The 13,376-nt window shown below is 76.2% G+C and carries 15 protein-coding genes; 6 read left to right on the forward strand and 9 right to left on the reverse strand.

Features of this window, described 5'->3' with window-relative positions; all coding sequences use genetic code 11:
* Nucleotides 1-47 precede the first annotated feature (47 nt).
* A complete protein-coding gene (locus ACWFNE_RS12930; protein WP_452122839.1) occupies nt 48-671 on the reverse strand; it encodes a small multidrug efflux protein in 624 nt (207 codons plus the stop codon).
* Nucleotides 672-887: 216 nt separating this feature from the next.
* On the opposite strand from ACWFNE_RS12930, the gene ACWFNE_RS12935 reads away from it, so the two are divergent.
* Nucleotides 888-1,664, forward strand: coding sequence for a MerR family transcriptional regulator (locus ACWFNE_RS12935; RefSeq protein ID WP_452122840.1), 777 nt, complete (start codon nt 888-890; stop codon nt 1,662-1,664).
* A 34-nt stretch (nt 1,665-1,698) separates the two neighbouring features.
* Here ACWFNE_RS12935 and ACWFNE_RS12940 read toward each other — a convergent pair whose 3' ends face one another.
* Nucleotides 1,699-2,793 carry a helix-turn-helix transcriptional regulator gene (locus tag ACWFNE_RS12940; RefSeq protein WP_452122841.1) on the reverse strand — a complete coding sequence of 365 codons (1,095 nt, stop codon included), beginning with the start codon at nt 2,791-2,793 and terminating at the stop codon, nt 1,699-1,701.
* A gap of 112 nt (nt 2,794-2,905) precedes the next feature.
* Between ACWFNE_RS12940 and ACWFNE_RS12945 the strand changes: the two genes are divergently transcribed.
* Nucleotides 2,906-3,331, forward strand: coding sequence for a VOC family protein (locus tag ACWFNE_RS12945; protein WP_452122842.1), 426 nt, complete (start codon nt 2,906-2,908; stop codon nt 3,329-3,331).
* A gap of 128 nt (nt 3,332-3,459) precedes the next feature.
* On the opposite strand, the gene ACWFNE_RS12950 is transcribed toward ACWFNE_RS12945, so the two are convergent.
* Nucleotides 3,460-4,092 (reverse strand): maleylpyruvate isomerase family mycothiol-dependent enzyme, encoded by a 633-nt coding sequence (locus ACWFNE_RS12950; RefSeq protein ID WP_452122843.1) that lies wholly within the window; start codon nt 4,090-4,092, stop codon nt 3,460-3,462.
* Between the two features lie 84 nt (nt 4,093-4,176).
* Here ACWFNE_RS12950 and ACWFNE_RS12955 point away from each other — a divergent pair, with 84 nt between their 5' ends.
* Both ACWFNE_RS12955 and ACWFNE_RS12960 read left to right on the forward strand, forming a co-directional pair.
* The gene (locus tag ACWFNE_RS12955) at nt 4,177-5,382 is read left to right on the forward strand and encodes a class I SAM-dependent methyltransferase (protein WP_452122844.1); all 1,206 of its coding nucleotides are present in this window, start codon (nt 4,177-4,179) and stop codon (nt 5,380-5,382) included.
* Entirely contained in the window at nt 5,379-5,600 is a 222-nt protein-coding gene (locus tag ACWFNE_RS12960) for a helix-hairpin-helix domain-containing protein (protein WP_452122845.1), read from the forward strand. The genes ACWFNE_RS12955 and ACWFNE_RS12960 overlap by 4 nt, the downstream gene beginning before the upstream one ends.
* 216 nt (nt 5,601-5,816) lie before the next feature.
* On the opposite strand, the gene ACWFNE_RS12965 is transcribed toward ACWFNE_RS12960, so the two are convergent.
* Complete coding sequence (locus ACWFNE_RS12965) at nt 5,817-6,401, reverse strand: mycothiol transferase (protein ID WP_452122846.1); 585 nt, start codon at nt 6,399-6,401, stop codon at nt 5,817-5,819.
* 136 nt (nt 6,402-6,537) lie between these two features.
* On the opposite strand from ACWFNE_RS12965, the gene ACWFNE_RS12970 reads away from it, so the two are divergent.
* Complete coding sequence (locus ACWFNE_RS12970) at nt 6,538-7,656, forward strand: helix-turn-helix transcriptional regulator (RefSeq protein ID WP_452122847.1); 1,119 nt, start codon at nt 6,538-6,540, stop codon at nt 7,654-7,656.
* A 10-nt stretch (nt 7,657-7,666) separates the two neighbouring features.
* Here ACWFNE_RS12970 and ACWFNE_RS12975 read toward each other — a convergent pair whose 3' ends face one another.
* The 4 genes from ACWFNE_RS12975 to ACWFNE_RS12990 all read right to left on the reverse strand — a co-directional run bounded on the left by ACWFNE_RS12975 (nt 7,667) and on the right by ACWFNE_RS12990 (nt 11,656).
* A complete protein-coding gene (locus tag ACWFNE_RS12975; RefSeq protein ID WP_452122848.1) occupies nt 7,667-9,580 on the reverse strand; it encodes a M64 family metallopeptidase in 1,914 nt (637 codons plus the stop codon).
* A gap of 13 nt (nt 9,581-9,593) precedes the next feature.
* Complete coding sequence (locus ACWFNE_RS12980; protein ID WP_452122849.1) at nt 9,594-10,064, reverse strand: hypothetical protein; 471 nt, start codon at nt 10,062-10,064, stop codon at nt 9,594-9,596.
* Between the two features lie 249 nt (nt 10,065-10,313).
* Entirely contained in the window at nt 10,314-10,994 is a 681-nt protein-coding gene (locus ACWFNE_RS12985) for a DUF459 domain-containing protein (RefSeq protein ID WP_452122850.1), read from the reverse strand.
* Entirely contained in the window at nt 10,991-11,656 is a 666-nt protein-coding gene (locus ACWFNE_RS12990) for a LysE family translocator (protein ID WP_452122851.1), read from the reverse strand. The genes ACWFNE_RS12985 and ACWFNE_RS12990 overlap by 4 nt, the downstream gene beginning before the upstream one ends.
* Nucleotides 11,657-11,872: 216 nt before the next feature.
* On the opposite strand from ACWFNE_RS12990, the gene ACWFNE_RS12995 reads away from it, so the two are divergent.
* Nucleotides 11,873-12,259 (forward strand): TFIIB-type zinc ribbon-containing protein, encoded by a 387-nt coding sequence (locus tag ACWFNE_RS12995; RefSeq protein WP_452123119.1) that lies wholly within the window; start codon nt 11,873-11,875, stop codon nt 12,257-12,259.
* 77 nt (nt 12,260-12,336) lie between these two features.
* On the opposite strand, the gene ACWFNE_RS13000 is transcribed toward ACWFNE_RS12995, so the two are convergent.
* Nucleotides 12,337-13,359, reverse strand: a complete 1,023-nt coding sequence (locus tag ACWFNE_RS13000) for an alpha/beta fold hydrolase (RefSeq protein WP_452122852.1) — start codon at nt 13,357-13,359, stop codon at nt 12,337-12,339.
* Between the last annotated feature and the right edge of the window lie 17 nt (nt 13,360-13,376).

Genomic DNA, 13,376 nt, shown 5'->3' on the forward strand with positions numbered 1-13,376 from the left:
GGCGCACCTGCCCTGCCGTCGTCGGGCGCGGTGCGCCGTCGCGACCGTCACCACCCGAGCGCCGCGACGAGGCCCGTGGCGGCGACCACCACGAGACCCGTCCACAGCACGATCGCGACGACCTGCCAGAGGATGACCCACTCCTTGCGGACCCCCGACGCGACGAAGAACGCCGCGGTCAGCATCGTGGGCAGCGCGATCGGCGCGAGCAGGCTGGCGCCGGGGACGCCGAACCTCACCATCCAGCGACGGAGCCGGGCGTGGCCCTTCGACCGGTGGCTCCGGCCCGACGCGGGGTCGTCCGCCGATGCGTCGACCCTGGTCACGGCGGGTGCTTCGGCGACGGCGGTCGAGGGCGCGAGAGCCGATCCGCGGAGGGGAGCGGCGGACGACGGCGTCCCGTCGGTCCGTCCTGCCCGCGCCGCACGGCGTGCGCCGACCGTGCCCCGGATCCGTGACCCGAGGAGGACGACGGCGACGACGCACAGGATGTTCCCCGCCGCGGCGGCGAGGCCGGCGACGACCGGGTCGATCCCGGCGAGGATGCCGAGCACCGCCGCGCCCTCGCCCTCCACATAGGGGACGGCGGCGGCGCCGGCGACGATCAGCGGCTGGACGAGGTCGGGAACCTGGTCGATGAGATCCTGCAGCCAGGGGTACGGGTGGTCCATGTCGGCTCTTCTCCGGTGGCGGGCGTCGCGCTGGTCGGACGCCCTGAGCGGGTGAGGACCGCAGTCCAGACCGTGTTCCCACCACAGGGTCAAGTGCCGTCCGCGCCGGTCCCGCACCGCGCGCCCGCCCGTTGACCCTGTTCCGGGAACACGGTCTTGAATGGGTCCGGCATCGCGGACGGGACGCTCCCGCCGTGGCCGGACGAGGGAGCGACGATGGCGTGGAGCACGCGCGAGGTGGCCGAGCTCGCGGGCACGACCGTGAACACGGTCCGGCACTACCACCGCTCCGGCCTGCTCGACGAGCCAGAGCGGAGGTCCAACGGGTACAAGCAGTACGGCGCGCGGCACCTCGTGCGGCTCCTGCAGATCCGGCGCCTGCGCGACCTCGGCGTCCCCCTGACGCAGATCGAGGCGGTCGGCTCCGCCGGCGGCAGCCCCGCGCAGGCGCTGCTCGCGATCGACGCCGGTCTGGCCGAGAGCATCGAGCGGCTGCAGCGGGCGCGCGCCGAGATCCGCGCGATCCTCGAGGGCTCGACCACGACCGACGTCCCCGCCGGCTTCGAGGACGTCGCCGGGCGGCTCACCGGCACGGAACGGTCCCTGATGCTCGTCTACGAGCAGCTCTACGACGAGTCGGCGATGGCCGACCTCAAGCAGATGGTCGAGTCCGAGCCCGGCGACGGTGTGGGCGCCGAGCTCGACACGCTGCCGCCCGACGCGGACGACGCCACGCGCCAGCGGATCGCCGAGGCCCTCGCCCCGGAGATCGCCCGCAACCTCACCGACTACCCGTGGCTGATGCACCCCGACGAGCACCTGTCGAAGGGGCCGCGCGTCACGCAGGAGACGTTCCTCGAGACCGTCACCGAGCTCTACAACGGCGCGCAGCTCGACGTGATCGCGCGTGCGAGCGTGCTGGCCGCGGAGCTGGCGGGCGTGCGACCGGGCGACCGGGCGGCGACGAGCGCGGACGGCGGCGGCGCCGACTGAGGCGGCCGGCGCACCCGAGGCGTGGATGTGGTGCTCATGCCTCGCGCGCCGTGCCCCCGGCCGTCCGCGCGAAACGCTCCGCGAGCTGCCCGAACGCCTCCGTGAGCGCGGGCGGACCGACCACGTCGACGTCCGCGTCGAACCGCGCCAGCGACGCCGCGAGCCCGACCCACGACCACGCGCCGAGCACCACTCGGCAGCGACCCGGGCCGAGTTCCTGCACGACGCCGTCGGCGGCGTAGGGCGCGACCTCCGTGGCGGGCGCGTGCACGACGACCTCGCCCCGGCACGGCCACCCCGCACCCGTGCCGCTCGCCGCCGCACCGCCTCGTCCGGCAGCGCCCTCCGCCCCGTGGCCCGCGGCACCCGCGTCCCCGGCGGCACCGCCCCGTCGCCCGACCGCCGGGCCGGGGTCCGGCAGCCCGCGGAACCGGTGGGCGAGGAACCGGTCGAGGTCCCCACCGGGCACCTCGCGTGGCGTGAACCGCGCACCGCCCGGGCCGCGCGGGGTCAGGCGGTCGACGCGGAACGTCCGCCAGTCGTCCCGGTCGAGGTCCCACGCGACGAGGTACCAGCGGCCCGCCCGCGCGACGAGGTGGTGCGGCTCGACCCGGCGGGGCGGGCCGGGCTCGGCGTCGGCGGGCGCACCGGGCGCGCGGTGGTCGAGGCGCAGGACCTCGCGCGCGCCGATCGCGGCGCTGACGGCGGAGAGGACGGCCGGGTCGACCGGCTCGACGTGGACGGGTGCCGACGCGTGCACGTGCAGCGCGTCCACCCGGTGCCGCAGCCGCACGGGCAGCAGCTGCCGGACGGTCCGCAGCGCGCGGCCCGCCGCCTCCTCGACGCCCGCACCGGACGCCGCAGCGGTCTGCAGCGCGACGGCGAGCGCGACGGCCTGCTCGTCGTCGAACAGCAGCGGCGGCAGCGACGCCCCGGCGTCGAGCCGGTAGCCGCCCTCGCGGCCCCGCGTGCTCGTGATCGGGTAGCCGAGCTCCCGCAGCCGGTCGACGTCGCGCCGCACCGTCCGGTCGGTGACGTCGAGGCGGTCCGCGAGGGTCGCCGCGGGCCAGTCGCGGCGGGTCTGCAGCAGCGACAGGAGCGAGAGCAGGCGCGAGGACGTCGTGGGCACGGGACCCAGTCTGCCGCGCTATCCGGACTGATCCTGTCCGGAAGCCTTGCGATCGTGTGCCTGCGCCGCCCGCACCGGGTGCCGCACCACGACCGCACCACCAGGAGCCGGAATGTCGATCACCACCACGACCCACATCAACCTGCGCGGCGACGCCCGCGCCGCGCTCGAGCTCTACCGCGACGTCTTCGGCGGCGAGCTCACCGTCGTCACCTACGGCGACGCGCACGCCGCCCAGGACCCCGCCGAGGCCGACCAGGTCATGTGGGGCCAGGTCGTCTCGCCCGGCGGCTTCCACGTCATGGCCTACGACGTCCCGTCCGCGCGGCCGTGGTCGCCGGGGGAGGACCCCTTCTTCGTCGCGGTGCGTGGCGCGTCCGCCGACGAGATCAGCGGACTGTGGGACCGGCTCAGCGCGCGCTCCACGGTGGTCGTGCCGCTCGCCCCGGCCGGCTGGGCACCGCTCTACGGGATGCTGCGCGACCCGTTCGGGGTGGTCTGGGTGCTCGACGTCGCGGTCGCGTACGACGCGTCCTGACGTGCGCGGCCCCGTCACCCGGAAGGCCCGTCCCGGACGGGTGACGGGGCGCCGCCGTGACGGTCGGCCGCGCCCACGGGGTCCCGACGGCGCCGGCAACCGTCCCCGTCACGGTGTCGTCGGCGCCGTCAGCATCGAGCGCGCAGCGTCGTGACGCCCGGACCGGTGAGCTCGTCGCAGTACGCCGAGCGGCCGGTCATCGCCATGACGAGCGCGAGCGTCGTCCCCGTGACCTCCGGCCCCGCGCCCGCCGTGAAGCCACCGTCCGTGGCGACGAGCCGCAGCCCGCGCACGCGGCGCCGCGCGACCACGACCTGGTCGGTACCCGCGTAGTACCGCGCCACGGCGTCGAGGACCTCCGTGGGGTACGCCCGCGCGATCCCGAGGGGACGCCGGATGTCCTCGCCGTGGACGACCGCCTCGCCCAGGATCGCGAGCCGGGGGAGCGGCGGCGTCGTCTGGCTCGTGACGACGCGCTCGAACCGCGCGAACGTCTCCGCGGGCGAGTCCCCGAGCTGCTCGCCGAGGCGCATCGCGACCTGCGCGTCGAAGTCGAAGCGGCAGCGGACCACCCCGGCGAACCACCGGAGGCCCGTCAGGCTCGCGGCGGCCGTCAGGTGCGCGAGCACCTCGCGCACGTTCAGCCCCGCGCACAGCGACGGGGTCGCCCAGCGGGCGTCGTCGAGGTCGCGCAGGTCGTCGGCGAGGGCGGCGCGCTCGGCGTGGATGAGGTCCCAGGTGGGGGAGGTCGTCGTGGTCACGCTGCAGCAGACCACGGGCGGCGTCGAAACTCGTCGGTCGGGCGGTTGTTAGCCTCGCCCGGTGACCCGAGCCCGGCGCGCGCGATGAGCGACGTCCTCGACGACCTCCTGCGGTACCCCGACCTGGAGGCGCCGAACCTGCACGCGGTCGACGCGACCGACCGGCTCGTGCTCGACGAGGCGGCGCCGGTCCTCGCGGCGCTCGCGGACGCGGCTGACGGCAGCGTCGTCGTGATCGGGGACCGCTACGGAGCGCTGACCCTCGGCGCGGTAGCGCGGCACGGGGTCACGAGCATCCGCACGCACCAGGACCGGCTCACGGGCGAGCGAGCCCTCCACGCCAACGCCGAGCGGCTGGGTCTCGGCGGGTTCACGACCCACGAGCTCGGCCCGGCGCTGGTCGCGGGCGCCCGGCTCGTGCTGCTCCAGCTCCCGCGCTCGCTCGACGCGCTCGACGAGGTCGCCGCGCTCGTCGCCGAGCACGCCGACCCGGCGGTCGTCGTCGTCGCGGGCGGTCGCCTCAAGCACATGACGACCGCGATGAACGACGTGCTCGGGCGGCACCTGGTCACCGTCGAGGCGCGGCTCGCGCGGCAGAAGTCGCGCGTCCTCGTCGCCTCGCGACCGCGTCCGGCGGGCGAGCGCCCGCACCGCCGCTGGCCCGAGCGCACCGAGCACCCCGACCTCGGGATCACGGTGTGCGCGCACGGCGGTGCCTTCGCGGGCACGAGCGTCGACATCGGGACCCGCGCGCTGCTCGCGCACCTCGACGAGGTGCCGGTCGCGACCGGCGCCGCGGTCGACCTCGGGTGCGGCACCGGCGTGCTCGCCGTGGCGCTGGCCCGGCTCCGCACGGGAGCGAACATCACGGCGACCGACGAGTCCGCGGCGGCCGTGGCGTCGGCGCGTGCGACCGTCGAGGCCAACGGGGTCGCGGACCGGGTCACCGTGGTGCGCGCCGACGCCGCCGGCGCGCTGCCCGACGCGTCCGTCGACCTCGTGCTGCTCAACCCGCCGTTCCACGTGGGCGCCGCGGTGCACGACGGCGTCGCCCGGGCCCTGTTCGCCGACGCCGCGCGGGTGCTGCGGCCGGGCGGCGAGCTGTGGGCGGTGTGGAACTCGCACCTGCGCTACCGCTCGGCGCTCGAGAACGTCGTCGGCCCGACGCGCCAGGTCGCACGCGACCCGAAGTTCACCGTGACCGTCTCGACCCGACGGGACGCGCACGTACCCCAGACCGGCCGGACCCGACCCGGTGCGGCCACCGCCCCCGCGGAGGCGAGCCCATGAGCACCACGGACGGCGCCGCGTCGGGCGGCGTGCCCCTCACCCCGAGGATCGGACGCCCCGCGCTGGGCGCCCTCGCGCACGTCGGCGTCACGACTCTCGAGGACGTCAGCCGGCTCAGCGAGGCGGAGCTCCTGGCGCTGCACGGCGTGGGCCCCAAGGCGGCGCGGCTGCTGCGCGAGGCGCTCGCAGCCGAGGGGCTGTCGCTGCGCGACGGCTGAGCCGGGCACGCCGAACCCGCCCGGGCCCGGCGCAGCCCACCGCGAACCTCCGGGAGCCGACGCAGCGCACCCGAACCCGCCGGGCTCGGCGCGGCGCACCCGAACCCGCCGGGCTCGACGCAGCGCACCCGAACCCGCCGGGCTCGGCGCGGCGCACCCGAACCCGCCGGCCCCGGCGCGGGGGATCCCGACCGTCCGCCGCACCGCCCGCGCCGCTCAGCCGTGCTGCGGCGGGTCCTCGCCGACGAGCCCGTCGACCGCCTCGCGCAGCAGGTCCGCGTGCCCGGTGTGCCGGGCGTACTCGTCGTGCAGGTCGACGAGCACACGGCGCAGGTTCGGGCCGTCGCCGTCCCACATCGGCGAGCGGGTGTGCTGGCCGAGCCCGCCGTCCGCGAGGGTCGCCGCCCACGCCGCACGGGACCGGGCGACCGCGCCGCGCCACAGCGCGTACAGCGCCTCCGGGGAGTCGTCCGCCGCGGAGGTCCAGGCCCACTCCGGGTCGTCGGGGTCGGCGGTGTCCCACGGCGGTCCGAGGCGCTGCACGCCCTGGCCGTGCGGGCTGGGTCGGCCCGTCACGTCGAGCACCGTGTACTTGTCCTCGACCAGGGCGAGGTGCTTGAGCAGCCCGCCGAGGGTCATCGTCGAGGGCGGCTGGCGGCGGTTCAGCGCCTCGGCGTCGAGCCCGCCGGTCTTCCACGCGAACGTCGCGCGGGAGCGGTCGAGGGCGAACAGCAGCATCTCGACCTCGCCGGCCGTCATCGACGGCTCCTCGACGTGCAGCAGGTCGTCGGTGTCGGTCACGGGCGTCTCCTCGGTGAGCGGTGCGCGGTGAGCGGTGGGCGCTTTGGACATCGTGCGGTGAGGCCGCTGCCGGTGCCACGGGAGCGACGCTAGGGTCGGTTCCGGACGATCGGCTTCCGGATCGGAGAGCAGTTCCATGACGGCCGACGACAGCCCCACGGCACGCGCGCTGCTCACTCTCGAGCTGCTGCAGGACGCTCCCGGGCTGACCGCCGACGGCCTCGCGGCCCGGCTCGGCGTGAGCGAGCGCGCCGCCCGCCGCTACGTCGCGATCCTGCGTGAGGCCGGCATCCCCGTCGAGTCGGTCCGCGGCCCCTACGGCGGCTACCGCGTCGGCCGGGGGCTGCGCGCCGCGCCGCTGCGGTTCACGGACGCCGAGGCGCTCGCCCTCGTCATGGCGGTGCTCGACGGCCACCACGACGCCGACGACCCGGCCGACCCCGTGGGCCGGGCGCTCGACCGGATCCTGCGCGCCCTGCCCGGACCCGTCGCCGCGCAGGCCACGGCCGTGCGCCGGACCGCCGCGGCCGCGCCCGACCGCGCCGCCGCCCGCCCCGACCCGGCGACGGCGAGCGCCCTCGTGCACGCGTGCGCCGACCGCCGGCCCGTCCGGGTCGGCTACCGGTCCGAGGCCGGGAACGCGTGGGACACCGAGGTGGACCCGTGGGCCGTCGTGGTCCGGCACGGCCGCTGGTACCTCGTGTGCCGGGCGCACCGGGCCGACGCCGTCCGCGCGTACCGGGTCGACCGGGTCGGGGCGGTCGAGGTGCTGCCCGGGACGTTCACGCCGCCCGACGACCTCGATCCCGTCGGGCTGCTCGACGAGCACCTCGCGACGGGCTGGGAGTACGCGGCCGAGGTCGTCATCGAGGAGCCCGTCGACCGCGTGCGGCGCCGGCTGCCGCGCGCGCTGGGCCGCCTCGAGGCGGTGGACGACGCGGTGACGCGCCTGACGGGGACCACGAGCAACCCGTACTGGTACGCCGAGCAGCTCGCGGTCCTGCCGGTGCCGATCCGGGTGCTGGGCGGGCCCGAGCTGCGCGCGACCGTCGGGGCGCTCGGCCGGCGGCTGAGCGCAGCGGTCGTCGTCGACGAGCCTGCCGCAGGGGCCGACGACGCCGCGGCGGGCCGCCACGGTGCCGGAGCGCCCCCGCCCGTCGTGGCCCGCGAGAGCGGACCGCCGCCCGGTACGCACGACGACGCCGGCCCCGGGACCGTCGCGGACGACGACCCCGGGACCGGCGCAGCGGTGTGAGCGACGCCCCTCAGGTCACGGCGACCTGGAACCAGCCGCCGGCCCAGCCGCCGCTGCCGTCCCACCACGTGCTCCACACGCGGGAGTCGGTGCCGACGGTGAACACGTCGAGGTGCTCGGCGATGCGCGAGATCGCCGCGACCTGCCCGCCGGGCTTCCCGACGCCACCGGCGACGTTGAACCAGCCCGCCCAGCCTGTCGCGTTGTTCCACCACGTGCTGTACACGCGGTTGTCCGTGCCGATCACGAACAGGTCGAGCTGGTCGGAGTACCGCGCGATCGCCGTGACGGGCGACCCCGCCGAGGCGACCCCGCCGGACACCTGGAACCAGGAGCCCCAGCCGGACCGCGCGTTCCACCAGGTCGAGACGATCGCGCCGTTCGACGCGGTCGTGAACAGGTCGAGCTGGTCGGGGTGCCGAGCGACGACGGTGACCGTGGAGTCGGGCCGGGCGACCTGCCCGCCGACCTGGAACCAGCCGGCCCAGCCGACGCGCTCGTCCCACCACGTGCTCCACACGCGGTTGTCCGTGCCGACGGTGAACACGTCGAGGTGGAACGGGTACCGCGCGACCGCGGTGACCGTGGCACCGGCCGCCGCGACGCCGCCCCCGAGCTGGAACCAGTCGGCGGCCCATCCGGTGCGGGCGTCCCACCACGTCGACATGACGCGACCGTCCGACGCGGTGGTGAACAGGTCGAGGTGGTCGGTGTACCGGCTCACGACGTTCACCGTCGACCCGGCCCGGGCCACGAGCGACCCGATCCGGAACCAGCCGGACCAGCCCGTCGACTGGTCCCACCACGCGCTCCACACCCGGTTGTCGGTGCCGACGACGAACAGGTCGAGGTGCCCGGCGTACCGCGCGATCGACGTGACGGGCGACCCGGCGCCGCCCGGCGAGGCGAACCCGCCGGACACGTGGAACCACCCCGCCCAGCCGACCGACTGGTCCCACCAGTCGCTCATCGTGCGGCCGTCCGATGCGACCGCGAACACGTCGAGGTGCTCGGGGTAGCGGGCGACGACCGAGATCGGCGTGCGCGCACGCGCGTCGAGCACCGACAGCGGCCAGAGCCGGTTCCAGATGACCTGGCGGCAGACCCGGCAGAACGGCACGCTCAGGTTCCGCATCTTGCAGTCGAACTCCGGCCGGTACGCGCCGCAGTGGTAGTAGTGCGCGCCCTCGAACGCGCCCACGGTGCCGGCGGGGACGGTGCTCGGCCGGGAGTCGACGGTCGAGCAGTCCGGGTTGGACATCGTCGGGATCGCCGTCCCCGCGGCGACCGCCCACGCCCACTTGAGCGTGGCGCGCGTGTTGCGGATCGTCACGTTCGGCTCGGACGGCTCGGTCGCCGGGTGGTGGTCGTGCCCCGTCTCGTTGCCGCCCGCGTAGTACGGGTACTCGTCGGCGAGCCCGAACGCCGTGTGCCCCATCTCGTGGATCGCGATCTCGGTCGCGCCGCCCGCGAGCGAGTACGTCCCGACCGAGCCGCCGGCCCCGCCGTAGACGGTCGAGTTCACGACGACGAGCACCGTCGTGAACTCGGGGACCTGCGCGGCGGCGACGGTGAGCGCGGTGGCGCTGTTGACGAGCAGCAGGCGCCGGATCCCGTTCCCGCCGAACGTCGCGTCGAAGTACGTCCGGACGACGGCGCCGGTCCCGCCCGCGGACGCCGGGTCGTCGGCCCCCGAGTCGGTGGAGGCGACGTTGACCCGGAAGACGTTGATCGCCGGACGCAGCTCGTCGAAGGGGGGCGTGCCCGTGAACGCCGTCACGAACGCGGCCGCCGCGGTGTTGAACGCCGCCTGCTCGCCGGCCGTGAAGCCCTCGGCGAGGAGCACGACGTTGAAGGCCCGGCCGCGGGGCTGGTTGCCGAAGATCTGGGTGACACCCTGGACGGTGCCGTCGGAGGTCGTCATGGTCGCCGCCCCCTCAACCCAGCTCGACGGGGAAGGTGGCGAGCTCGGTCGCGCTCGCCCGGGGGGACCGGGACGGCGCGGGTGCGGCGCCCTCGTCCCCCGCGGCCAGGTCGGTTGCCGCCGGGGGCACCCGCAGGACCGAGACCTGCGCCGCACGGTCGGCGGCGGGCAGCACGACGGTGAACGCGCCGCGCGGACGCTCCACCTCGGTGCGCGTGATGGGCTCGCCGTGCTCCTCGGGGAACACCTCGAGGCTCCGGCCGAGCTCGCCGCGGACCGCCACGGCCGCGAGCGCCGCACCGTCGGTGTCGCGCACCTCGACGTAGTGGCCGGGCGCCAGCGCCGGCTCCTGGTGCAGGTCGAAGCCGGTGACGGCGACGTCGACGCGCTGCTGGGACACGAGGCGCACGTCGTCGCCGTCGTACTCGAAGATGAAGCGGACCGCGCCCCCGGGTGGGGGCACGGCCTCGTCGGACTCGCTCATGGGGTGTTCCTCGTCTCTGAGGTCCTGCGGAGGGTTCCCGCCTCGGGCAGGGGCGGGCGGTCACGCGGGAGGACCGGGCAGGCGAGCGGGAGATACGCGGCGCGGACGCACGGACGCGGGCGGTGCCCGAAGGTGCGGCGGATCGCAGGCGAGGGCGGGGCGCAGGCGTTGGGCGGGTCGCAGGCGTGGGCGGGTCGACCACCGGCGTCGTCGTGCCGCGGGTGCCGCGGGTGCCGCGGGCGCGGTCGGTCAGACCGCCGTGGCCGCGGCGACGACCCCCGCGAGCCACGTCCGCCAGGCCGGCCGGACGAGCGCCGCGAGCGCGGCGTAGCCCTCGGCGCCGGGATGCGCGGCGTCACCCACGCGCACCTCCCGCATCCACGGCTCGTTGCCGCGGAGCCCGCCGAGCACCTCCACGAACGTGACCCCGTGCGCCGCGGCCTCGGCGCGCAGCCGGGCGTCGACCTCGGTGATCCGTGCGTTCACGCGCTCGTCCGCGATCGGCGGCGGCCCGACGACGAGCACGTCCAGCCCGGCCGACGCGGCCCCGGTCAGCAGCGTCCGCAGGTTCGCCACCGTGTCGTCGAGCGCGACCCGGGGCCGGCCGTCGTCGCCGTCCGTCGCGTCGTTGACCCCGAACGACACCACGAGCCCCGTGCGCCCGGCGCGGGGGAGCCGCGCGGTCGTCTCGTGCCGCCACTGGGCCAGCACGTCGGCGGAGGTGTTGCGGCGCACCCCGAGCGGGTACGCGGTGAGGTCGGTCCCGCCGGCGCGGGCGTCGGCGACGAGGCGCGTCGTCCAGCCGAGGCCGGTCGGGTCGCCCACACCGGCGACGAACGAGTCGCCGAGGAAGAGCACGGTCGCCGGCCCCGGGGCGATCGGCGCCGCGGCGCTCCCGCGCGCGTCGCCCGGAGAGGTCGCCCCGCTCACGCCGGCAGCGCCCGGGCCGTCGCGGCGAGCCGCACGCCGAACGCGACGAGCACGGCACCGGTCACCCGGTCCGTCACGCGCCCGACGGCGTCGCCGGACAACCACCGGGAGGCGAACCCGGTCGCGAGGACGATCGCGGTGAACCACGCCATGCCGAGCAGGTTGTGGACGGCCGCGAGCAGCACGCCCATGAGCAGCGGCGAGACCCCGTCGGGCACGAACTGCGGGATCGTCGCGAGGTAGAAGACGCCGACCTTGGGGTTGAGCAGGTTCGTGCCGAGCCCCATCAGGAACGCCCGCCGGACCGACCCGCGCGGCACGGGAGGGGTCCCGGTGCCGCCAGGCTCGGCGGCGGCGACGGCCGGACGTCGGCGCAGGCTCGACCACAGCAGCTGCGCCCCGAGCACCACCATGTACGCCGCTCCGGCGAGCGTCAGCACCGTGTAGGCCGTGCGCGACGCCGCGAGCAGGGCCGACGCCCCGACGGCCGCCGCGACGCCCCACGCGAAGCACCCGGCGTTGATCCCGGAGCCAGCGGCGAACGCGTGCGCCCGGCCGCGGCTGATCGCGGAGCGGAGCACGAGCGCCGTGTCGAGCCCAGGAACGATCGTCAGGAGGCCCGCCACCAGGGCGAACGAGAGCACGGCCTGCGTCACGGTCATGCGCGGCAGGGTAGCGAGGGTGGTGTCGCGCGCACCGCTCGAATTACCCGCGTGGGCACGGGAGCCTCCGGCAGGATCGTCGGTTGCCGGCCCTCGACGCGCCCAGGACAGGCACGCGCACGCGCGGCTCGCGGAGGCGGGCACGATCGGCGCCACGGGATCGTTGTCCCCGTGACGGCAGGCGGAGCGGCCGCCCACCCGAGCGAGGAGCCCACGATGAAGTGCCCGATCGACGGTGCCGACCTGGTGATGTCCGAGCGGCAGGGGGTCGAGATCGACTACTGCCCGCAGTGCCGTGGGGTGTGGCTCGACCGCGGTGAGCTGGACAAGATCCTCGACCGCGCGGCCGAGCTCGCGACCCCGTCGGCGGCGTCGTCCGCACCGCCCGCGCAGCCGTACCCGACGGCCCCCTACCCGGTCGACCCGTACCCCTCCGGCGGGTACGCGCGGCCCTCGGGCGAGGGTTACCGGGACGACCGGGACGACCGGTACCGCGACGACCGGCAGCGGGGCGATCACGACCCGCGCCGCGACCCCAGGAACCAGCCGTACCGCAAGAAGAAGAAGGAGTCCTGGCTCGGGGACATCCTCGACTTCGGCTGACGGTCGCCCGGCGAGCGGGTCACCCTCGGGGTCGGGCTGCGGTCCGCCGCCGGTTCCGGTGGCGATGCGCGGCCGGTTCAGGCCGAGGTGCTCAGGGCGGACGGGCTCGGCGTCGACGGGCTCGGGGCCGACGGGCCCGGTGCCGAGGGGCTCGTCGGCGACGGACGCGCAGCGATGTCCCGCACGATCAGTTCGATCGTCGCCTCGTCCCGCAGGATCCGCTGGTGGCCGAGCCCGTCGGTCGCGACGAGCGTCGCGGTCGGCCAGGACTCGGCGACGCGGTGGCCGACCGCGAACGGGGTCTCCTTGTCGTGCCGGTCGTGCACGACGAGGGTCTGGGGGAGCTGCCCGTCGGCGCCGAGCGGTGCGAGGTCGAAGTCGCTGAGCGCGTGCCCGACGAAGTCCTCGAGCGCGGTGCGCAGCAGGTGCTGCACGCGGGCGGGGAGCCGGAGCGTGCGGTCGAAGTCGACGAGGATCTCGGCGAAGTCGTGGTTGGGCGCGATCAGCACGAGCCGCTCGGTGCGCAGCGGCCCCGCGCTCAGCACCTTCGAGGCGGCGGTCGTGCCCATCGAGTGCGCGACGATCGCCGCCGAGTCACCGAAGTGCGCGCCGACGACCTCGAGCGCCTCCATGACCTCGACGAGCGTCCCGCGCCCGGGGCCGAGCACGCTCGGGTCGGAGTCGCCGTGGCCCGGTGCGTCGAACGCGACGACCCGGTAGCCGGCGTCGACGAGCGGCGCGACGAACGCCCCGAGCTGCCCGCGCCAGCCGCCCCACCCGTGCACCAGGTAGACGACCGGGCCGGAGCCCCACGACTCGGCGACGACCCGGCCGCCGCGCGGCGCGGTCAGCTCGACGACCTCGCCGGCGTGCGGCCGGAAGTCCTTGCGGCGCCCGGTGCCGCCGGGGAGCGTGCACCAGAGCGCGAACGCCTCGGCACCGGCACGGCGGGGCGCGACCGTGCCGAGCACGCGCAGCCGGCCGCGGACGTAGGCGAGCCGGGCGCGGGCGGCGAGCCGGCGGCGGGTGGCGCGGGTGGTGCCGACGGTGGGCGCGGGGCTGGGGGTGGTGGTCGGGGTGGACGTGTCGACGGCGCTCATGCGGCGGCCTGCTCTCG

It is taken from the genome of Cellulomonas sp. NPDC055163 (assembly GCF_053607065.1).